Genomic DNA, 21941 nt, shown 5'->3' with positions numbered 1-21941 from the left:
AAAAAAAGTACAACCGGCTGGTTGTACTTTTTCTTTTCTAAATCTCTGTATTTTTAGGAATTCTCTAAGATATAAGAGAACATTAGCGGTGCACAGATGGTAGCATCACTTTCTACGATAAATTTAGGCGTCTTGATGTCGAGTTTGCCCCAAGTGATTTTTTCGTTCGGTACCGCTCCGGAGTATGATCCGTAAGAAGTCGTAGAATCTGAGATCTGACAGAAATATGACCAGAATGGGATGTCATGCATCTCGAGATCCTGGTACAGCATCGGCACCACACAAATCGGAAAGTCACCCGCGATACCGCCACCAATCTGGAAGAAACCAACACCTTTACCACCTGAATTTTTAGGATACCAATCAGCCAGATAGGTCATATATTCAATACCCGATTTCATGGTAGAAGGCTTCAAGTCACCTTTGATACAGTAACTTGCAAAGATATTCCCCATAGTGGAATCTTCCCAGCCCGGAACGACGATCGGTAAATTTTTCTCAGCCGCGGCCAACATCCACGAGTTTTCTTTAGGGATTTCATAGTACTGCTCCAGCACGCCGGAAAGCAGCATTTTGTACATATATTCGTGTGGGAAATAGCGTTCACCTTTGTTATCAGCGTCTTTCCAGATTTCATATATATGTTTCTGTAGTCTTCGGAAAGCTTCTTCTTCCGGGATACAGGTATCTGTCACCCTGTTAAGTCCTTTTTCAAGTAATCCCCACTCTTCTTCGGGAGTCAAATCGCGGTAATTTGGTACTCTTTCATAATGCGAATGCGCTACCAAATTCATTAAATCTTCTTCAAGGTTTGCCCCAGTACATGAAATGAACTGCACTTTGTCCTGACGGATCATCTCAGCCAGAATTTTCCCTAATTCTGCCGTAGACATGGCACCCGCCAGCGTAATCATCATTTTGCCACCCTCTTTCAGATGAGCCACATACGCTTTTGATGCATCTACCAATGCGGCAGCATTGAAATGAAGGTAATATTTTTCAATAAATTCTGAAATCGGTTTGCTCATAATTTTTAATTTATACAAAGATAGCAATTTTAAATGTAGGCTTAAAAGCGTTGTTAGGGCTTAAAGCCCTAACAACGCTCACTATTATTTTGCAAGATCCTGATAGCTTCTTTTAATAAAATCTGTCAGCTCTTTGCCTTTCAGCAGGTTTTGTGAAAGCTTGGCCAGATCCAGCGCGTGTTTGATCTGGGTTGACTTCTGTTCCTGGTCTGGTGTGCTTAATAACTTTTCCGCCAGATTACTGTTGGTATTCACTACTAGGTTATACATTTCGGGAAAACCGCCCATCGCAAACATGCCGCCACCACCGGTCGCCTGCATATCTTTCATTCGACGCATAAATTCGGGTTGGGTGATGATGAAAGGCGCATCAGAACTGTCCAGATCTTCTACCTGAACGGTGAATTTTGTATCGTTGATACCTTCTTCCACTGTTTTCTTCAGTGTTTCTTTCTGTTCGTCATTTAGTTTTGAGATAACGGGCTCATCTTTCTTTATCAGGTTATTGATGTGATCGGCATCTACACGGGCAAACTGAATTTTCTCTTTAGAAGTCTCCAGTTTCTGGATCAGATGCGGAACAATCGGGGAGTCCAGCAGCAATACTTCATAACCTTTATCTTTGGCGGCTTGGATGTAACTGTGCTGGTCGTGCTCGTTATTCGCGTACAAAATCACCACATTGCCGTTTTTATCGGTTTGGTTGGCTTTTATTTTTTCTTCAAGTTCATTCCAAAGGAAATATTTGCCTTCAACATTGGGATACAGCGCAAACTTGTCGGATTTTTCATAGAATTTTTCTTCAGAGATCATTCCGTATTCGATCACGATTTTGATATCGTTCCATTTCTTTTCGAAATCCTCGCGGTTTTCGTTAATCAGCGAGGCCATCTTATCACCTACTTTCTTGGTGATGTACGATGATATTTTCTTCACTGCGCCATCAGCCTGGAGGTAAGAACGGGAAACATTCAGCGGAATATCCGGGGAATCAATAACACCTCTCAACAACATCAGGAAATCCGGTACGATACCTTTTACTTCATCGGTGACAAAAACCTGGTTTTGATACAGCTGAATCTTATCTTTCTCGATGTTTAGATTGTTACCCAATTTCGGGAAGAAGAGAATCCCGGTAAGGTTGAACGGATAATCTACATTCAGATGAATATGGAACAGCGGATCCTCGAACTGCATCGGATAAAGCTCGCGATAAAAGCTCAGATAATCTTCATCTTTAAGTTCTGATGGCGCTTTCGTCCATGCCGGTGTAGGGTTATTGATGATATTATCAACCGTTTTTGTTTCCGGTTTAGCATCTTCAGCCGCGTCTTCGGGCAAAGGTAAAGTTTCAGTTTTGGTACCAAATTTAATCGGGACAGGCATGAATTTGTTGTACTTCAAAAGAAGTTCACGAATCCGGGCTTCTTCTAAAAACTCGGTGGAGTCTTCCGCGATGTGCAGAATGATCTCGGTTCCGCGTTCCGTTTTTTCCGGCGCTTCTTCTAAGGTAAATTCGGGGCTGCCATCACAGATCCAACGGACTGCGGGCTCCTCTTTATAGGATTTCGTAAGGATTTCTACTTTTTCCGCCACCATGAATGCGGAATAGAAGCCAAGTCCGAAATGCCCGATGATGCCGGCATCTTTTGCGGTATCTTTGTATTTCTCAAGGAATTCTTCAGCGCCAGAGAAGGCTACCTGGTTGATGTATTTTTCTACCTCCTGCGCGGTCATCCCGATACCCTGATCGATGATGTGGAGTTTTTTGTTCTCTTTATCGATTTTCACTTCAATCTGTGGACTTCCATACACTACGCCAGCCTCGCCAATGTTACTTAGATGCTTTAACTTAAGTGTGGCATCGGTCGCGTTAGAGATCAGTTCCCGCAGGAATATTTCATGGTCACTGTAAAGAAACTTTTTAATCAGCGGGAAAATGTTCTCCACTGAAACATTGATATTTCCTTTAGTCATAATTTTTAAGATTTTATTTACCTCTCATTTTTCAAATTGGGTACCAAGTGACGTATCATGACATTTTGACATTTTAAGCCACAAAAAAGACAGCATTGCTGCTGTCCTCAACTATTTATCTAATTTTAATCTATTTAGTCTGCACTGTTTCTTTAATCTTAGCCTCCAGTTCTTCGGCAAGTTCCGGATTGTCTTTCAACATATCCCTAACCGCGTCTCTGCCTTGACCAAGTTTGGTATCTTCATAGCTAAACCAAGAGCCGCTCTTTTTCACCACGCCTGTTTCTACAGCCATATCCAGGATTTCGCCAACTTTAGATACACCTTCGCCATACATAATATCGAATTCGGCCATTTTAAATGGTGGCGCTACTTTATTTTTAACGATCTTTACTTTTACGCGGCTTCCCACAGCCTCATCGCCGGTTTTAATCGGCGCACTGGCTTTACGGATATCAATCCTCACTGAAGCATAGAATTTCAGTGCGTTACCACCGGTAGTTGTCTCCGGATTCCCGAACATTACACCGATTTTCTCACGAAGCTGATTAATGAAAATCACCGTACATTTCGTCTTCGAAATGGTACCTGTAAGTTTTCTTAAGGCCTGTGACATCAGCCTTGCATGAAGTCCCATTTTGGAATCGCCCATTTCCCCTTCAATCTCTGCTTTTGGCGTTAAAGCCGCCACAGAGTCGATGACTACGATGTCGATGGCGCCGGATCGGATAAGGTTATCGGCAATTTCCAGAGCCTGCTCCCCATTATCGGGCTGAGAAATGATTAGATCATCTAAATCAATCCCCAATTTAGCCGCGTAATGACGGTCGAAAGCGTGTTCAGCATCAATGAAAGCCGCGATGCCGCCTGCTTTTTGTGCTTCTGCAATGGCGTGTAAGGTCAAGGTGGTTTTACCTGAAGATTCAGGACCGTATATTTCTATTACACGGCCTTTTGGGTAACCGCCTACACCTAACGCAAGGTCAAGGCCCAGGGAACCTGAAGGAATAACTTCAATGGAATCATCTACCGAGGCATCACCCAAAGTCATTACGGTACCTTTACCGTATGTTTTATCTAGCTTATCAAGCACCAGCGAGAGTGCTTTTTTCTTATCTTCTATGTTGCTCATCTGTCTATATTTTTTCAAAAATACGAATTAATATCTTTCTTTAAGAACGATTTTATGGATTTAAAAAATTATTTTGAGGTCGAAAACACCAAAATTTGACCAAAATGTATTTTTTTTCAAAAAAATTCTTGGAGAGATAAAAAATTATATTAAATTTGCACCACTCAAAACAAACAGACCCATGGTGTAGCGGTAACACTACTGATTTTGGTTCAGTCATCTGGGGTTCGAATCCCTGTGGGTCTACAAACAAGTACTGTTAATCAGTGTTTTACGATTATTAGGGACTAAATCAGGGACTAACGTCCCTGATTTTTTTTCTTTTAAAAGTTTTTAGACCTAAACTATGACAATTACCTTCGAGCTGCAGTTCTAAAATCATGTTCGGTATTTAAGTAATTGTTTTTTGCTCGATCATTGTCTATTTGCTTTCTAAAATTTTTATTGTCAACAGAAACACTTGTCGGAAAAAGGACTTCATTTTCAATCTTTCTCTCTTTCACATAATCGACATCCTCATTCAATTTCAACCGCACTTTTTTTTCTTCTTCATATTGCTCTATTAAAGCAATCTCCGTAAGTTGCAATGCGTCCAATTTCTCATCTATTTTGGATATATTCTCTGCCGTTGCTTGAGATTGCTTTTCTATCTCCGTTACGTTCACGCCTTTCTCAGATAATTTTAAAATCGTATTATGGACTTCCGCTTTGGCTAAATCTATACTTTTTTGGTATGATGCTAATTGGGTTTGCCAATAATTTGAGTTTACGTCTTCGCTGCTTTTTGAATATCCTAAAATACGGTCATAGGCCTTTTCCGCCTTATGAACTTCGGACTGTACCTTTGTAAAATCTTCATATTTTCTCAATACAAAAGCACTATCTGCAAGAAATTTATTCTTCTCACTTTCTAATTTTTTTTTCAGCATTTCAATTTCAATTTTCGCTCTTGTTTCGGGATTGGTGATGATCGAAGTTTTAAGTTCCTGTGTACTGATATCCGAAATGTCTAAAACATCTGCTCCTTTTTTCATCGCTTCTAAATATCTCGCCTGTTTCGCCTGCAATTTTTGCAACATGAAAACATCGATGCTGTCGTTGGTTAACATAAAGTTGATACGCACGTTATCATTTTTGTTTCCTTGTCTCCAGGCGCGACCTTCAATCTGTCGAAGCGAGGTGAAGTTGTATGGTAAAGTAAGTAAATAAACGTCGGTTGTATTTTCCTGGAGGTTCATTCCTTCTTGAATGGCTTCACTGCCGATAATAACTTTAATTTTTCCAGAATTAAAATCATCTTGAATGGAAATTCGTTGCTTCTTGCTTGTAGCTCCAGTTATTATTCCAATTTCTTGTGGTTCATAGTCCATTTCTCTAATGAGGTATTCTTTCAATTTTGGAAATTGCGCCACTGCCAATTCAGAATAAATAATCTGTCCAGAATCCGGAAGGTCATTTTTATTCTGCCGGATTAGGTTCATGGTTTCTTTTAATTTTGGAGAGTTTTCTATAAACTCTTTTAAGGGTGGTTCCCCGCCTTCATAATAGATTGATAAATAGGGAGAAAATGCGATTAATCTTGCGTTAAGAATATGAGTTAAAATTGCTCCCTTTTCAGCATCATCGAAATTTTGATTTAATAGTTCATATTGGTCTTTCGTCAAATCATTTTGCTCAATTTTGTATTCTTTGTTGATTTTATTCGGACGAATTAACTCCAAATTATCTTCTTCTCCTTTAATGTCAATAAATTCGGAAAGCAATTGCTGGAATAACTGATTGTTTTTAAATCTTCGCACGTTTGGTTTAAATTTAACATCACCTTTCGCATCAATTTCCATATCGTTATCCGCTTCCATAAAAGTTTCGAAAAATGTATTCACATTAAAATATCCGGAGTCTTCCAAACGTTTGTTGGCAATTAATGATAATATGGAATAATATTCTAAAGGTTTATTGGTAAAAGGCGTTGCGGAAAGTAGCGTTACATTCCTTCCGTTTTGTTTATCCTGAATATATTGCGCGGCCATCCAAGTGTTGATACCTAATTTAGAAGTCTGTTGATTTTGATTCCTGAAATCTGATGAAAACCTACGATCTTCGATTTTTACTTTTCCCACAATATGATTGGCATTGTGAACTTCGTCATAAGTTAAGTGATCAAATCCAAAATCTTCCCAATCGTAGATTTTACCGCGTTTCATCTTGCCTTCAATTTCTTTTTCTTTCTGAAGTTCAATTTGTAAATCCCTTTCTGTATTGGTTACGCTTTTGAGTTCATTAGCGGAAATGTAATTGAATTTTGAAGAAAGCTTCTCTGTAATCTCCTGTGAAAAACCAATATTATTAAATCCTTCATAAGTAACAATCGAGATTTCACCGTCTTTATTATCAAATTTAGAAAGGTCATAATCTTTGCCCAGATTACCTAAGACATTGACTTTTGCATTTGGGATCGTTTCAAAAATTGTTTCCACCCACTGTTTTAAGATACTGTCATTTGGAACCACGATCAAGGGCTTTTTTGAATTTCCTCTGTGCATTGCTTCGTGTAAGGAAAGAATCCCCGATAATGTTTTTCCAAAACCCACTTCATGCGCCAGAAGTCCTACACCTTTCGTGGTTTGCCGTCCGATACCAGATTTTTGAACTTCTGTTAAATGCAGTTCTGTTCCCTTAAAGTTTTGATAGATTTTCGAAAATAGCGGAAATCTTGAATAATCCGGGACGTGAATATGATTATAATTTTTGTTGAACTCCTTTACAAATCGATCTCTTAAATCATCAGACAATTCATCTCTTATAAATTTTGAAAACAAATCATTAGCCGCAACTTTTCTACGCTCTCTAATGAGTGCATTTCTTTCTTTATCGCTTCCAGTAACCGTCTCATTATCCACAAAACTTCGAACCTCCCAAGAAGATGACCCGGCGTAAGCCTCACTGGGTAAATCACTCACAAAATCTTTAAATTTTTCTGCAAGATTATATTCGACAATAACTGTTTCAGTCTCTCTTTTTTCGTAATTATACTGTTCTTTTTCAACAGATCCTAAATTAAATTGATGGACGAATTCGTGGTTGGGGTTGATGGAAATTTCATCTAAACTTTTCAGTTTCGGAAGCACATTAAATAAAAGTGCCTTCTGCTTTTCATAATATTTCTTTTCTAGACCCAAAATTCCCCAGTCTTCTTTAAAATCCTTTTCGAGTTGATCCAACTTCTCATAAATATTCCCTTCTGCATAATAAAAATCGTGAACATATTTCCCGTCTTGGTAGTTCACGTAATCAAAATGTCGAGAATGATTTTTAATCGTACCGTCATATGAAGTGGCTTTAAATGCGGCAATTTGTTCCTCCGTAAGATCTGAGCTATTTTGCAAGGAAGCGTCAACAATAATATCTTCCTTTACAAATTGGTATTTCAAAATGCCCTTCTTAATTATTGGTTGGGATTGAATTTCATATTCAGAATTTCTACTGTTTTGCGACTGTAGCACCTTATCAATTATCTCTGACAGATCTTTCAATTTTTCCTTTGAAAAGTTCTCGTTTTTTTCAAATATTCGATCTTTTAGCTTTGTGAATTTTTCAATTTGTGTAACAATTGAAGGGGATTTAAACTTGACGGTATTTAGTGTTAGTAGGACTTTCTCCAATTTTTCTAAAAAAGATTTTTTAAGTGTTTCATCCTCAAGTTTAGATTTGTTCCGAATATCTTGAATTCCAGGAATTATATTCTTTAGCGGAACGATCTTCTTAACATCACGTTCATTGATTACTAGATCCTCGAAGAGATTGCCGATGCGGACAGTTTCTTTTTTACTTCGAAGGTTAGTTAGTAATCCAATTGCATCGTCCAGATTGCCATGAACGTAAAACTCCGAACGGCCGAAGCGATTGGTTTTTTCTCTAATTTCCCCTAAGATATTTTGTGAGTTTTTATCGAAGTAATCAGAAATATTTTGAGCGGGAGATTGACTATTCTTTTTAAGAATTATAATATCCGTTCCAATTTGTGTACCCGCAAAGGCACCACTTGGCAATCGATAAGCGCTTAACAATTCAGCGTTATTCAGTTTTTTCTGACGGTTTAACCAGCCGGACGGAACAACCATTGCCAAAATACCCTCATGTTTCAAAGCATCGAGACCACGTTTGATAAAATAATCCTCATATTTTGAGATTTTACTTTCCTCCCCTAATCCTTTATAAAACCCTCTGTGCTCTCCATAAGGCGGATTTCCAATGACTAAATCGTACTTCTCGATATAATCATTTGGACTTCTTTTGTTTCCATTATCGTCAATAAATTCTGTTTCAAAAGATCGGAGATTGATTTCTGCTTCCGGATGAAAAATCTTTGCTATTTTCGCAGTGTTTGGATTTATTTCAAATCCTTTTACGTGATATTTTATGGCTAATCCATCACATGCATTGATAAAATTACCGGTCCCGACACTCGGTTCTAAAACAAATATTTCCTTTTTATTTTTGAACTGATCTGATATTAAATTGCGAACTGCATCCACAATTTTGTGGTCTGTGTAATATTCATCAAGAATTCCGCGCCCTTCTTTGGCAGTTCCCCCGCTCTTAAACTGGTTACAAATATCTTTAAGATCATTTGTAACGATCACATTTTCATTAATTAATACTTTGCCAGTTTCAGAAACAAAACAAATTTTTCGTTCCTCCGGTGGTTTTTGAGATGGGCGACTAAAAAAGGTTTTAATGAAAACAAAGCATTTGAGCTTTTTAAACCGAAACTCAAAACTATTCAGAAAAAGATAATTTTTCTTACTCAACCCGAGCTAAGTCAATTGAAGAATTTTGACATTCCAAAAGAGAAAAAATATTTAGAAAGGGTGAGAGATGTTTTTATGTTCCAATGTTTTACCGGATTGAGATATTCGGATGTGGAAAATTTAAAACGAAGCGACATTAAAGATAATTCCATCGAAATAATAACGGTAAAAACTTCTGATAGTTTAATTATTGAACTCAATGATCACAGCAAAGCCATACTTGAAAAATATAAAGATGAAGTGTATGAAAAATCTAAAGCTTTGCCAGTGATTAGCAATCAAAAAATGAATGAATAATTACGGGAACTAATGGAAATGGCGGAAATTGATGAACCTATTCGCGAAACCTATTATAAAGGTAATGAAAAATTCGATGAAGTTTCCCCAAAATACGCACTTATGAGTTCTCACGCCGGGAGACGAACTTTTATCTGCAACGCTTTGGCTTTAGGAATTCCTCCGCAGGTCGTGATGAAGTGGACTGGTCACAGCGATTATTCAGCGATGAAACCCTATATTGATATTGCAGATCAAACTAAAATAAATGCGATGGCAAAGTTTAATATGCTGTAAAGTGTAGCCTTCATCATATTCAATTACCATTATAGAAAAATTGATAGGAATAATATCGAAAATAACTACTTGGGCAGGCATTCAATAAAGATGAGAAAAACTTTCAGTGCCGGAATCCTCTACAGATTCCCGATGTTGGTAGATTGCAGGCAGAAATACTTACAGACGGAATCTGTAAGATTCCAACTGAAACGCGAGGATATACCAATGCCACTCGGTTAAGGGGACATTGATGATTAATACTAACAAAGAATATTTAGCATGTCTTAAATATATCGTCACAAAGAATTTTGGAATCTCCACTCACTACAACAGCGATATGAGTTGGGGTGCAGGGGCAACTCTTAGTTAACCTCAAATTTAAGCTCCATCACCTCTTGAGAATTTCCTCCCACCAATACTTTAAAACTTCCCGGCTCTACTACAAAAACTCCGTTGTTATTGTAAAATCCAAGTTCTTTATCTGTTAAAATAAATTTCAAAACCTTGGATTCTGCGGGTTTAAGATTTACTAACTGAAAACCTTTTAATTCCTTCACAGGTCTTGCAACGGAGGCAAATTCGTCGTGAATGTAGAGTTGCGCAACTTCTTTTCCTTCGTATTTTCCTGTGTTTTTCAAGGTCACTGAAACTTCTACATTTTCTCCGTTTTTAAATTCACTTTTATTGATTTTCAAATCTGAATACTCAAAAGTCGTATAGCTCAACCCATAACCGAAAGGATAAAGCGGTGTTTTTTCAGAATCAGAATAATGCGTCCAAAAAACATTTTTATCTTTATCGAAAGGTCGTCCGGTGTTGTAATGATTATAATAAATCGGGACCTGTCCAACATTTCTAGGGAAAGTCATGGGTAATTTCCCACTTGGATTGTAATCACCGTAAAGTACCTGTGCTACAGCGTTTCCGGCCTGCGTTCCAAGATGCCACGCTTCTACAATTGCGGGGATATTTTTGTCTGCCCAATTAATTGTTAAAGGCCGTCCGTTATTCAGCACCAAAACGATATTTGGGTTGACTTTGTAGATTTCTTCCAAAAATTCCTGTTGAAGTCCCGGCAGATTCAAATCTGTTCTGCTTCTTGCTTCTCCAGAGCTGAAGGCGTGTTCTCCCAAAACCATTACTACAACGTCGGCTTCTTTTGCCGCTTTTTTTGCTTCCTCAAAACCGCTTCTGTCAGTCATATTATAATCAACATCGGTCAGGAAATCAGGTTCTTTTGTAGTTAGCTGAAGCCCTTTTACGTATTTTAAATTATTGCCTTTGTAAGCAGTCATTCCTTCCAAAACGGAAACTGCCGAATTGTTTTCTGCTGCAATTCTCCAACTTCCCAAAGGCGAGTTTTTACTTTCTGCAAGTGAGCCAAGTAATAAAATTTTCTGTCCTGATTTTTTTAAAGGCAAAATATTTTTATCATTTTTTAAAAGCACGATTGATTTTTTCGCCATATCCAAAACCGCATCATTGTTGGCTTTGCTTCCCACGGTTTCTTTTTCCCGTTTTTCATCCAAAAATTTGTATGGATTGTCAAAAAGACCGAGTTCATATTTCACCCTTAAAATTCTTCGGCAAGCATCATCAATAAATGATTCTTTCACTTTTCCTTGTTTAACCAAATTAATGAGTTGAGGCACATAGATACCGCTTTCCATATCCATATCGGTTCCGGCTTCCACGGCTGATTTTGCTGCAGCGGCTTCATTTTCAGAAAAACCCCACGTTATCATTTCACGAATCGATGCCCAGTCTGAAATCACAAATCCTGAAAATTTCCATTGATCTTTCAAAACTCCTCTGAGCAATTCTTTATCTGCGGTTGCAGGAATTCCGTTCAATGTGTTAAAGGAGGTCATCACGCTTCTGATTCCAGCATCAACAGACGCTTTAAACGGGGGCAAGACCTGATTGTAAAGTGTATTTTTACCAATTTCCGCAGAATGGTACTCCAAACCGCCTTCCACAAAACCATAACCGGTGAAATGCTTTGCTGTCGCAGCAATTTTCAGAGGGGATTTAAAAGTATTGTCGCCCTGAAAACCTTTCACTCTGGCCACAGCAACTTTTGAACCCAGAAACGGATCTTCTCCGGCTCCTTCCATCACTCTTCCCCATCTTGCATCCCGTGAAATGTCCATCATTGGTCCGAAAGTCCTGTTGATTCCGGATGCGGCGGCTTCTGAGGCTGCCACTTCTGCAGATTTCTCAATAGCTTCTAAATCCCAACTAGCCGCTTCTGCTAAAGGAATCGGACTTATGGTTTTATAACCGTGAATTACATCAAAACCAATAATTAAAGGAATTCCTAATCTGGTCTGTTCCACCGCCATTTTCTGCACGGCACGCACTTCTTTCACACCGCGAACCGTCAACATCGAACCAACCAATCCTTTTTTTATATTCTCATATTTCTGTTCCGCAGTTCCGCCAACAGGAGCAGGTCCTGTAACGTCCCAAAAACCATTATATTGATTCATCTGCCCCACCTTTTCTTCCAAAGTCATTTTAGACATTAAGACATCGATTTTCTTCTCAATCTGGGGATTGAGTTTTTGTTGTGAACTAATAAGGGATGCGGTAAGAACACTCATTGTAAAAATTGCAGATTTTGTAAATTTTTTCATTAGTAAAAGATATTTATTTCAAACTTTCTGTGGTAAAACTTGAAAGCGGAAGTCCTGATTTATTGAACAGATCGGGCATTGCAACGTTGCTCCACGCGTAACGCACATTGACGGGATTTTTCACGGAGGTGGATACTAAGGTGATTTGATGTCCTTTTAAAGTGGGTTTTGCAGGATAAAATTTCCCGTCGTTTCCTGCCATTTCAAACAGTTGGGAATTTGGATTTTTAAAATGAAGTCCATCCGCAAATTCGAAAGTTAAAACTGCTTTGCTGCCTTTGTATTCTACATTTTTAAATGCTGGACTATCTACCAACCCGTTTTTAAAATTATATACATTTTTCAAAACCAAATTCGCCATTCTTACACCTACCGGCTTTTTATTTTTGGGATGAATGTCGTCGGTTTTATCCAAATCGGTTGTGACAACCATTCCGGAATTTGGAACGGTTTGAGCGACAATTCTCTGCGCGTTTTTAATTCGAACCGTTGTATCGCTCCAACCCGTAAAACCCGCAATCTGAACGATATAAAATGGAAAATCATAACCTTTCGCTTTTCTCCAAGACGAAATCATTGAAGACAATAAATCTTTGTAACCTTCGGAATTTCCGGTGTTGGTTTCGCCCTGATACCACAATGCGCCTTTAAATTTAAAATTGTTGACCGGATAAATCATCGCGTTGTAGGCACCCGACATTTGCGACGGATAATAGTCAGAACTTCCCAATTTTTTGAAATTTTCTGCAAGCGATGGATTTGCACCAAAAACCGCTTCCGGTGTCCATAATTCCGCCGGGGAACCGCCCCAAGCTGAACAAATCAGACCAATTGGAACGCCTTTCAAATCTTCCTGCAGTTTTTGGGCGAAAAAATAACCAACGGCACTGAAATATTTCATTGTTTCGGGCGTGCAAAGCTGCCAATTACCAAAGAAATTATGCTGCGGAAATTCGGAGGACAGTTTTGGAACAGAGAAAAAGCGGATGTTCGGATAGTTGGCTTTTGAAGCTTCCAACTCGCCGTCTTTAATTCCCCAGCTCGCGCTCATTTCCATATTGCTCTGTCCGGAAAGCAGCCAAACTTCGCCTAGCATCACGTTGTTCAGCACGACTTCGTTGTATCCTTTAAGCGAAATTCTGTATGGTCCGCCTTCTTTTCCGGTAGGAATTACAAATTTGAAAGTCGAGTCATTTCCTGTCGTCACTTTATATTCTTTTTCCAAAAAATCGGCTTTCAAAGTGATTTCCTCTTTCGGATTCGCATTTCCCCAAATCACAACTTGCGAATTGCGCTGAAGAACCATGTTGTCTGTAAAAACCGCAGGTAGATTGATGTTTGCAAAAACAAAAACCGTTGCCAGAGAAGAACATAATACCGCAAATTTTATTTTGAAATTCATTTTGAAAATGTTATTGTTTTGAGATTGCCACTTGCTTTTGCTTTGCTCCATTTCGCCCGATGACAATGGCTATTATCTGCTTAATAATGTTTTGAAAACGGATAAAGCTGATCTGCCATTTCCTGATCCTGTTTTATACTTGGATGTCCGCATCCTTCAGACTGCATCTCCTGAAATTTTAAAATCTCAATTGGCGCGTGTTTGGTATCGTTTTTAAAGAAATCTTTCACTTCAGAAAGACAATCGAGCAAAATTTTATTTCTTTCGCCGTGAACCATTGGACTGTTCAGCAAAACTACCCTTGTATTTGGATATTTCCGGTAAATATTTTGGATGAATTCGATATAATTTCCAACAAACTTATATTTGTTGAAAGGCAGTCTTTCTTTGTTGCCGTCTCCATCAGACAAATCGTTTGTTCCGAGACAGATGCTCACTACATCGGGCTGAAAATCGTTACCAAATTTTGCCGGCTCCGAAGTCCGCAAATAAAGGTGGTCGTAAACATCGGGCATAATATTTTCTTCCCGTTTTTCTGTATTCCAGTTGCGATACATTCCGTAACCGGAAACTGAACTCAGCAGAAAATCCGCATCCAGCATTCTTGATAAAACCGGACCGTAAGCATAATAAGCATTGTGCTGATCAAACCATTGTCCTTCGCCACATTTTTTGTCGCTTTCATCGTTCCCAAAACCGCAGGTAATCGAATCGCCGATAAATTCAATTTTCTTCCTGGATTTTGACTGCAAAGCCACCGTTTTCAAACCTGTTCCGTCAAAGAAAACTTCCCCCATAGCAGCTTCGGTTGCTTTAAAGATTTTAATTAAATGAATTTTTTTAGACTTATCTGCAACATGGAAAGTAAATTTTTTAAAATCACTGTTATCCACTTTGAAACGTCCAATATATTTTCCGTCCAATTCAACAGATATATAGTTGTAATAGCCCTGATACGGCACATTTTTGAGATTAACCTCCACCGAATTTCCCTGAAACTGAAATTCTAACGAGGAGCCCGGACCAATTAATTTCCCTGAATTTTCTGATTGTTTGTCAACGCGACCTTTCCAGACAAAATTTTGAAAATAATTTCCACGGTAATCATATTTCCGAAGAATTTCACGAGTTTTTACGCCCGATTCATTTAAGTCAGAAATGCTCCAATTTCCTTTTGAGTTTGCAGTGGGCAAAAGCATTGAACACGATTCTTTTTTATCCGAAACCGACCAGGTAATCCATGATAATTTCCTGTCGTTCATCCAGTTAATCCAGCGTTGCCATTCTATATCGTCGATCTTTCCATCACCACTGGCTTCCATCCCAGCAGATTCCGATATAAAAACAGGAATACCGGAATGTATTGCAGAATCGGTTCTGTCCCGAAGCCATTGTCCATGAGTTCCGGCATAAAAATGCACGGTGTACATCACATTTTTTACATTTTTCAAAGGATTTTGCTGAACCAAATCAATCCGCTGATCCCATTCGGGACAGCCTACCAAAATCAAATTATCCGGATCATTTTTGCGGATTTCAGCAATAATTTCTTCCGCATAGCCTTTCACTTCCTCCCAAGACTGATTTTCGGGTTCGTTGAAAATTTCATAGATTACATTCGGATATTTGCCATATTTTTTTGAAACTTCAGAAAAAAATTTCTTCGCTTCTGTGGTATGGATTTGATGCGCGTGCCAATCAATAATGACGTAAATTCCTTCCTTTATGGCACCATCAACAACTTTTTCAATAATTTTTCGGTTTTGTGCAGGTTTTTGAAGATAAGCACCAGCCGGTTCTATCCCCATCGAAGCACGGACTACATTGACGTTCCAGTCATTTTTAAGCCATTGTACAGTTTCCCTATTGTAAAATCTGGGATGCCAGTTGCTCCAACCAAAACTGGTCCCAATCAATCGTACAGGATTTCCATTTTGGTCGGAAAGTTGGGTTCCTATAACCTGAAGTTTCCCGATTTTCTGTACGGGATTTTTAGCCAATCCAAGCGTGAAAACCGTTATGAATAAAAGGAAAATTAATTTTGAAAAATTTTTCATACTTTTTTCGTAGCCACAACAGGCACATAAGTTTTTAGGATTAAATATTATAGTTTCAATGGTGTATCAACTTTTGAAAATCAAAGATTTTCAAATTTCAGAGTAATCTTTTTTGGCTGTTTTAATTTTATCGATACAGTTTCATTCTGCGTGCCTGTTTTTCAAACAAAGTTTTTCTGTCTTTATAAAATTTCTGAAAATCTTTTTCTGACGGATGACCTTTGAAAGGCAGATAGTATTCCACCTCGTTGTTACCAGGCTTAAATCCAGCGTTTCGCCAAAATAAAACATAGGAAAACTGATGTTTATCGAAAACAGGTTTAAGAATTTTGGTAAACCACTGATGGTCGGGAATTTGGTTGTAGCCAATCTCCCCAATTGCTGTGATTTTGCTATGTTGAACTCCGGCCAGATTCATATTTTTCAAGAGTGTGTCAATCTGTTCTGCAAATTTATACCCTTCTTCTACTGAACTTCTTTGGTACGCATCAAAAGTAAACATATCCACATATTCATCTCCGGGATAACGTTTGAGATATTCTTCAGGCGAATTGAATTCAGTCCCGGTATTGTAAACAGAAATTAAATTGTGCAGATTTTTGGTTTTTCGCCAATAATCCAAAGTATATCTGAAAAACTCCCTGTATTCCTCATCCGTAGCTGAGTTGACACCCCACCAAAACCATGTTCCGGTATGTTCGTGCCAAGGTCGCCACAAAACCGGGATTGGTTTTCCGTTTTTGTCCTTTAGATCGCTGATGAACCCGGCAACTTTATCCAGATAAGTTTTGAAAAGTTCGTGTTTTGAGCCGTTCGGAAGAATTTCCGAAATGGATTTATTTGATGGATCCCATGCATTTTTCCCAGTGATGGGATTGTTCGGATGCCAACTCAGGGTGATGATTCCACCTCTTTGGTGTCCTTCTTTGATGAACTGCTTCATTTTGTCGAATGGAACGCCATCAAGATTTTTGTCGTGGCCGAGCTCCAAGTCGCCGAGTTCCCAACCGTAAACTGCAGGAAAATCTTTCACCACCTCTTTCACATCACTTCTTCCTTCCTGATATTTCCAGTAAACACCATAAGCCAAATCATCCTGATGTCCCACGAAATAGCCTTTTTTTTGTGCTTTTACGAGATTTTCGTAAAGCTTCACAGTTTCGGGAGTTGCATCGGGATCCGATAGTTGGTATTGCGCGTCAGAAAATCCTATAACTGCAATAAAAGCAAAAGTTAGTATTTTTCTTAAAAACATAATTTCAGTTTAATTAGCTGCTGATAATCTCAACATTAAAATATCTTTTCCGGGAACAGTAAACTTAAAAGATTTATTGGTATTTCCCATTTTTTTATCTGTCCAAAGATTTTCGATAATGTAGTTTTGATTTGATGAATTAAAAATGAGTTTTGAAACTTCGTCATCGGTAAATTGATTATTTTTCCAATCGAAATTATAAGTTTTGGGTGTTGCATTTCGGTTTAGAAAAGCTACTGCCCAATCTCCCTTTTCCAATGGCTTGAACCAGATTTCAAAATCTCCGTCATCCTTATATTTCAGTCCTTGAACACCAAGTTTGTCCTGATTAACGGCGATTACTTTTTTATTGGTTAAAACTTGTAAAGTTTCAGCGTACATATTTCTGATATCATTACCTGCAATTAAAGGTGCCGCAAGCATTGCCCACATCGAAAAATGGGCACGCTCTTCGCCAGCAGTAAGTTTGCCATTTCCAATTTCCATCATATCAGGATCATTCCAATGACCGGGACCAGCAAATTTTCTTAATCCTTCCTGTTTATCTAAAATTTGTAAAACACCAAATGACTTCCAGGTTCCATGGTCCTCAATACAATCAAAACAGTTATAAATATCGCCGGTTGTACGCCAAAGATGACCGATATTTTTTCCCCAATCCCAAGGTTTGTTATCTCCCCATTCACAAATGCTCAGAACAATTGGACGCCCTGCCCTTTGCAAAGCTGCCGCCATCGTTTTGTAAGCACCTTCTGCGCTTAAACTTTCTGAACTGCACCAGTCATATTTCAAATAATCAATTCCCCAATCGGCGTAAGTTTTGGCATCCTGATTTTCAAATCCGCGACTTCCGGGTCTTCCACCGCAAGTGAGTGCTCCCGCATCCGAATAAATACCAATTTTTAAACCTTTGGAATGAATATAATCCGCCAAAGCCTTCATCCCCGAAGGAAAACGTTTTGGATCCGGATGAATAAAACCACTTGCATCGCGATCACCGTGCCAACAATCGTCGATATTAATGTAAGTGTAACCTGCATCACGCATTCCTGTAGAAACCATAGCGTCGGCAATTTCTTTGATTAAATTTTCATCTACGTTGCAGGCGAATTTATTCCACGAATTCCAGCCCATTGGTGGCGTTAAAGCCAAATTAGGATATTTGGTATAATCTTGAGCGTACTTATTTTTTTCCTGTGCAGATAATAAAGAACAAAAAACAAGAAACGCACAGATCGCAAGTTTTTTCATAATTTTTATTTAATTAAGCTCTGTTGTAATCGTCTTCAATTCTTACAATATCTTCTTCACCGAAGTATGTTCCATACTGAACCTCGATAAACACAACCGGCTCGTGGGTTTTGTTCTCAATTCTGTGGTGTGCTCCCTGCGGAATTTCGGCAACTTCGCCAGCTTTGTAATCTTTGATAGAATCGTTAACCGTAATGGTTCCAACTCCGGAAACAATCGTCCAAACTTCTCCTCTTTTGTGGTGATACTGCAAAGAAAGTCTGCCACCGGGATTGACCTGAATTCTTTTAACTTTGTGTGTATCAGCATCCTCCAATACCCAATATTCTCCCCAAGGCCTTACGTCGTGTTCCATTTTTTTAAATTTTAATTTTAATTTTTGAAAATTTTCTGTTATTTATTAAATTTCACCTGAACATCGTCCACGTACAATGTTCCGGTTGCTTCTGAAAGCGCTAGCATAATTCTGTATTTTCTGGAATTTGCAGGGATTTCCAAGGTTTTTGTAAACTGTTGCCAATCTTTTGCATCGTCTACAAAGAAAATCGGCTGATCCTGTGACGTTTTGTTGGTTCCGTCTGTGGTAAATTCTACAATCATTACGCCTTTGTTCCAGTCGTTTTTGCCGGCTTTTAAATCTTTGGTTTTCACGAATGCGGAAACGTCCATTGTTTTTGCATCCGCAGGAATGTCAGCAATTTGATCAACGCCGTACCAAACCGAATTTTCGGAGTTTAATTTCAGACTGAAATTCCCGTTCTTCTTTTCTTCCGATGTCGTTATGGCGTTTCCACGCCAAGGTTCAAGACCATTTTCGAAATCACCGCCTGCCAATGTCAGAATTTCCAAAGGTGTATCATCGGTAACGACCTTCACCTCGTATTTTTTGTTTTCAGCTTCCACGAGTTTATTGTAGTCTTCCTGATTTAAAGGAGTAACTTTCACATCATCAAAGTAAAAACTTCCGGTGCATTCGGAAAGTGCAATCATCAGTCGTGCGTTTCGGTCTTTATTGATGGGAATGATTTTTTTTTACTTCCTGCCACGCTGTAGTACCGTCCAAAGCCACGACGTTCTTCCCTTTTCCGGCAATTTCTGCGATAATAACGGCTTTGTTCCAGTCGCTCTTGCCTTTTTCAATTCCGTCTGCTTTTACCCAAGCCGAAACTTCAAGTGCGGATGTATTTTTGGGAATGCTGAAAGACTGATCAATACCTTTCCATGTTGGCGAAGTGTATTGCGTAATGGAACCGCCTTTTTGCCCTGAATGTTTTGAATAGGGCGAAATGGTCAACAGATTTTCATTGTTCCAGGAAGTTGCATCGTATTCAAAACCACCATTTTGAATGAGGTTTTTCTGAGCGAAAATCCCAAGACTTGATAAAAAAGATAACGTTAAAAATATTTTTTTCATCTTAAATAAAATCTTACTGAAGTTTATACAATGAGGTTCCGATGTTGTTCTGTAAAGTCATTTTCGGTTTCAAGGTAAAATTTTTGAAATCCGTTGCGTAAGGTGTTGCAGGTGTAGGAACAAAATAATTGTCCTGATAATTGCTCCAAAAGTTAATATATGAAATTTTGATATTATTGTTTGTAATCGCAGGAAAAACCAAGTCTGTGAAATTCGCCGCTGTTCTTGGCGTAGTGTTGGAACTTGAATATACGGTTTCCGTTAAAGCCGCAATTTTATTTTTTTGAACCGCCAAATCTGAAATCATCTGCAATTTTTGATTTGCTGAAGTCACGCCAGCAAAATTTTGGTTAAAAAAGTCATAATAATTGTCCATTCCCAAAATATCCACATAAGAATCTCCAGGATAACGCTGAAGATAACTCACTGAATTATTGTATGATGCATCAGGAGAAAAAGCATACAACACATTGTGAACGCCTTTCGTGTCACGAAGATAACTTACGGTAAACTGATAAGCCTGGTTGTATTCATCAGCAGTGCAATAATTTGCTCCCCACCAAAACCAGTTTCCGTCAAATTCGTGAAAAGGTCTGAAAATCACAGGGATTTTTTTGCCATCGTTTCCAATTAAATTATTGAAAACAGAAGCGACTTTATCCAGTTTCAGTTTATACCAGTTGTGTTTTGCACCGCTGGGAAGTATAGATTTAAAGGCATTCTGTTTCTGCTCATCCGTCATATTGTTAGTGTAGAAATCCTTTTCCTGAATGGTTCACGCAGATGCCAGCAAAACGTAACCGCCATTCCTTTATTGTAGGCTTCTTTTGCGGCAGCAATAATTTTCTGTTCCTGCTGATAATACCAATTTGATGAATTTGCCTGATAATTTTTATCGGTAATGAACATAAAATCCAGGCCAATCATTGCAGGATCAGAACCCGTAGTTTTCTTTACATCAGACATTGAAGCATCATTCTGATAATAACTGTAAAACGCGTCCTGATGTCCAACCAAAATTTTGCTCCCGGCATTTTTATAAAGATTGTAAAACAATGCCGCAGTTTCCGTAGTTGCATTTTTGTCTACCATAAAAGTTTTTACATTTTGTGGCGTAATTCCAGCAACAACAGGAGTATTTGAATTTTCATTGTTCTCTGTTTCGTTTCGGGAGCAAGAAAACATCGAAAATGCAAAAATCAAAAACAATATTTGGTAAATTCTGCGCATGTTTAAACTTAACTTAATCGACTGATAATTTCCAGACAAGCACGGGAATTGTGGTACGGACATTTCCAAAAACCGGCTTTGTCTTTTCGGATTTTGGAATAATCTGCATTGATGCCCCAAAACCATTCACCATTTTTCCCGTCGATGATATGACTTTTTGTGAATTCCCAGTTTTTTCTGAAAATTTCCAGATATTTTTCGTCTCCGGTGATTTGGTAGGCATTTACACAACCAATCCAAAGTTCGGCTTGTGGCCACCAGTGTTTTTCGGCGATGAGAAAATTTTTCTGCGGATCATATTCATACCAAAGTCCGCCGTCTGCATCCAGACCTTCCAAAGTTGCATTTGTGATTTTCACAGCATAATCCCGGTATTTTTTAACCAATACTTCATCGTTGGAAATTTCTGCACACCAGAGCAACAGCCACGCTGCTTCAATATCGTGTCCGTAAGAAACCACGTCTTTTCTTTCGTTCCAGTTTTCATCAAAAAACAGTTTCAGATGCCAAGTATCTTTGTCGATAAAGTACTGGTCAATAATCTTTAAAATTTCGATGATGCTTTGGCGAAGGTCCTCGTTTTGCCAGACCAAATACAGATTTGCATAGGCTTCTACGATATGAAGATGGGTGTTCATTGTCTTTTTTTGGTTGGCGTCTTTTTCGCTCAAACGCATATCTTCGATCGGTTTCCAGTCGGAAGTAAAAGCTTCAAAATATCCTCCGCTCACGGGATCGTACGCGTGATCCTGAATGCTGTGGAAAATCTCCGTCGCCAAATCCAGCGCTTGCTGATTTTTTGAAATTTTGTAAAATTCAGATAAACCATAAATTACGAAAGACAAGGCGTAAATTTGGTTTTTGGTATCTTTCGGTGATCCGTCTGCGTTGATGCTCCAGTAAATTCCTTTGGTGTGTGAATTGTAAAATTTTTCTTTGATTTCATTAAAAGCACGCTCAGAAATCTGAAAATGCTTAGGGCTATTCGTGAAAGAATAGGCAGCGGAAAACGTCCATAAAATTCTTCCATACAGCACAGAACCCTTTTCTGCACCGAAATTTTTGTTCCCGTTGAAATCAATTTCGCCAATAAAGCCGCCGTTTTTTTCATCCAACGTATTTTTGCTCCAATAATTCAAAATATTATGGAGTTCTGCTTCAATTTCAGATGAAATATTCTGATAAGACAT

At 38.6% G+C, this 21941-nt stretch carries 14 protein-coding genes, 1 tRNA gene and 2 pseudogenes; 3 read left to right on the top strand and 14 right to left on the bottom strand.

What is annotated here, in order from left to right; all coding sequences use genetic code 11:
* Positions 1-53 precede the first annotated feature (53 nt).
* The 3 genes from CO230_RS01310 to recA all read right to left on the bottom strand — a co-directional run bounded on the left by CO230_RS01310 (position 54) and on the right by recA (position 4137).
* The gene (locus CO230_RS01310; RefSeq protein WP_122026957.1) at positions 54-1028 is read right to left on the bottom strand and encodes a deoxyhypusine synthase family protein; all 975 of its coding nucleotides are present in this window, start codon (positions 1026-1028) and stop codon (positions 54-56) included.
* Between the two features lie 84 nt (positions 1029-1112).
* Positions 1113-3005 carry a molecular chaperone HtpG gene (gene htpG / locus CO230_RS01305; RefSeq protein ID WP_122026956.1) on the bottom strand — a complete coding sequence of 631 codons (1893 nt, stop codon included), beginning with the start codon at positions 3003-3005 and terminating at the stop codon, positions 1113-1115.
* Positions 3006-3135: 130 nt separating this feature from the next.
* Entirely contained in the window at positions 3136-4137 is a 1002-nt protein-coding gene (recA, locus tag CO230_RS01300) for a recombinase RecA (RefSeq protein WP_122026955.1), read from the bottom strand.
* Positions 4138-4312: 175 nt separating this feature from the next.
* Between recA and CO230_RS01295 the strand changes: the two genes are divergently transcribed.
* Positions 4313-4383: transfer RNA gene (locus CO230_RS01295), tRNA-Gln, on the top strand.
* Between the two features lie 107 nt (positions 4384-4490).
* Here CO230_RS01295 and CO230_RS01290 read toward each other — a convergent pair.
* The gene (locus CO230_RS01290; protein ID WP_122026954.1) at positions 4491-8948 is read right to left on the bottom strand and encodes an Eco57I restriction-modification methylase domain-containing protein; all 4458 of its coding nucleotides are present in this window, start codon (positions 8946-8948) and stop codon (positions 4491-4493) included.
* Between CO230_RS01290 and CO230_RS01285 the strand changes: the two are divergent.
* Positions 8832-9521: pseudogene (locus tag CO230_RS01285) on the top strand (site-specific integrase); the annotation flags it as partial. The gene CO230_RS01290 and the pseudogene CO230_RS01285 sit on opposite strands and share 117 nt — an antisense overlap.
* Before the next feature lie 90 nt (positions 9522-9611).
* The gene (locus tag CO230_RS12525; RefSeq protein ID WP_262493335.1) at positions 9612-9743 is read left to right on the top strand and encodes a hypothetical protein; all 132 of its coding nucleotides are present in this window, start codon (positions 9612-9614) and stop codon (positions 9741-9743) included.
* Between the two features lie 122 nt (positions 9744-9865).
* On the opposite strand, the gene bglX is transcribed toward CO230_RS12525, so the two are convergent.
* The 10 genes and pseudogenes from bglX to CO230_RS01230 form a co-directional block, all read right to left on the bottom strand.
* The gene (gene bglX / locus CO230_RS01280) at positions 9866-12109 is read right to left on the bottom strand and encodes a beta-glucosidase BglX (RefSeq protein ID WP_228438161.1); all 2244 of its coding nucleotides are present in this window, start codon (positions 12107-12109) and stop codon (positions 9866-9868) included.
* 46 nt (positions 12110-12155) lie between these two features.
* The gene (locus CO230_RS01275) at positions 12156-13544 is read right to left on the bottom strand and encodes a sialate O-acetylesterase (protein WP_122028842.1); all 1389 of its coding nucleotides are present in this window, start codon (positions 13542-13544) and stop codon (positions 12156-12158) included.
* A gap of 80 nt (positions 13545-13624) precedes the next feature.
* Positions 13625-15601, bottom strand: a complete 1977-nt coding sequence (locus tag CO230_RS12135) for a cellulase family glycosylhydrolase (RefSeq protein ID WP_162989951.1) — start codon at positions 15599-15601, stop codon at positions 13625-13627.
* A 127-nt stretch (positions 15602-15728) separates the two neighbouring features.
* Positions 15729-16856 (bottom strand): glycoside hydrolase family 26 protein, encoded by a 1128-nt coding sequence (locus tag CO230_RS01265; RefSeq protein WP_122026952.1) that lies wholly within the window; start codon positions 16854-16856, stop codon positions 15729-15731.
* A gap of 9 nt (positions 16857-16865) precedes the next feature.
* Positions 16866-18107 (bottom strand): glycoside hydrolase family 27 protein, encoded by a 1242-nt coding sequence (locus CO230_RS01260; RefSeq protein WP_122026951.1) that lies wholly within the window; start codon positions 18105-18107, stop codon positions 16866-16868.
* A gap of 13 nt (positions 18108-18120) precedes the next feature.
* Positions 18121-18462, bottom strand: coding sequence for a phosphomannose isomerase type II C-terminal cupin domain (locus CO230_RS01255; RefSeq protein ID WP_122026950.1), 342 nt, complete (start codon positions 18460-18462; stop codon positions 18121-18123).
* A gap of 38 nt (positions 18463-18500) precedes the next feature.
* Positions 18501-19097, bottom strand: a complete 597-nt coding sequence (locus CO230_RS01250; RefSeq protein ID WP_122026949.1) for a hypothetical protein — start codon at positions 19095-19097, stop codon at positions 18501-18503.
* A 19-nt stretch (positions 19098-19116) separates the two neighbouring features.
* Positions 19117-19521 carry a hypothetical protein gene (locus CO230_RS01245; protein ID WP_122026948.1) on the bottom strand — a complete coding sequence of 135 codons (405 nt, stop codon included), beginning with the start codon at positions 19519-19521 and terminating at the stop codon, positions 19117-19119.
* A gap of 13 nt (positions 19522-19534) precedes the next feature.
* A pseudogene (locus tag CO230_RS01240) lies at positions 19535-20613 on the bottom strand (glycoside hydrolase family 26 protein).
* A gap of 146 nt (positions 20614-20759) precedes the next feature.
* Positions 20760-21941: an AGE family epimerase/isomerase gene (locus tag CO230_RS01230; RefSeq protein WP_122026946.1), complete on the bottom strand. Its 1182-nt coding sequence runs from the start codon at positions 21939-21941 to the stop codon at positions 20760-20762.

Source organism: Chryseobacterium sp. 6424 (assembly GCF_003692615.1).
GTDB lineage: Bacteria > Bacteroidota > Bacteroidia > Flavobacteriales > Weeksellaceae > Kaistella.
Note: the sequence above shows the minus strand (reverse complement) of the source record. Positions and strands in the feature narration are given on the sequence as shown.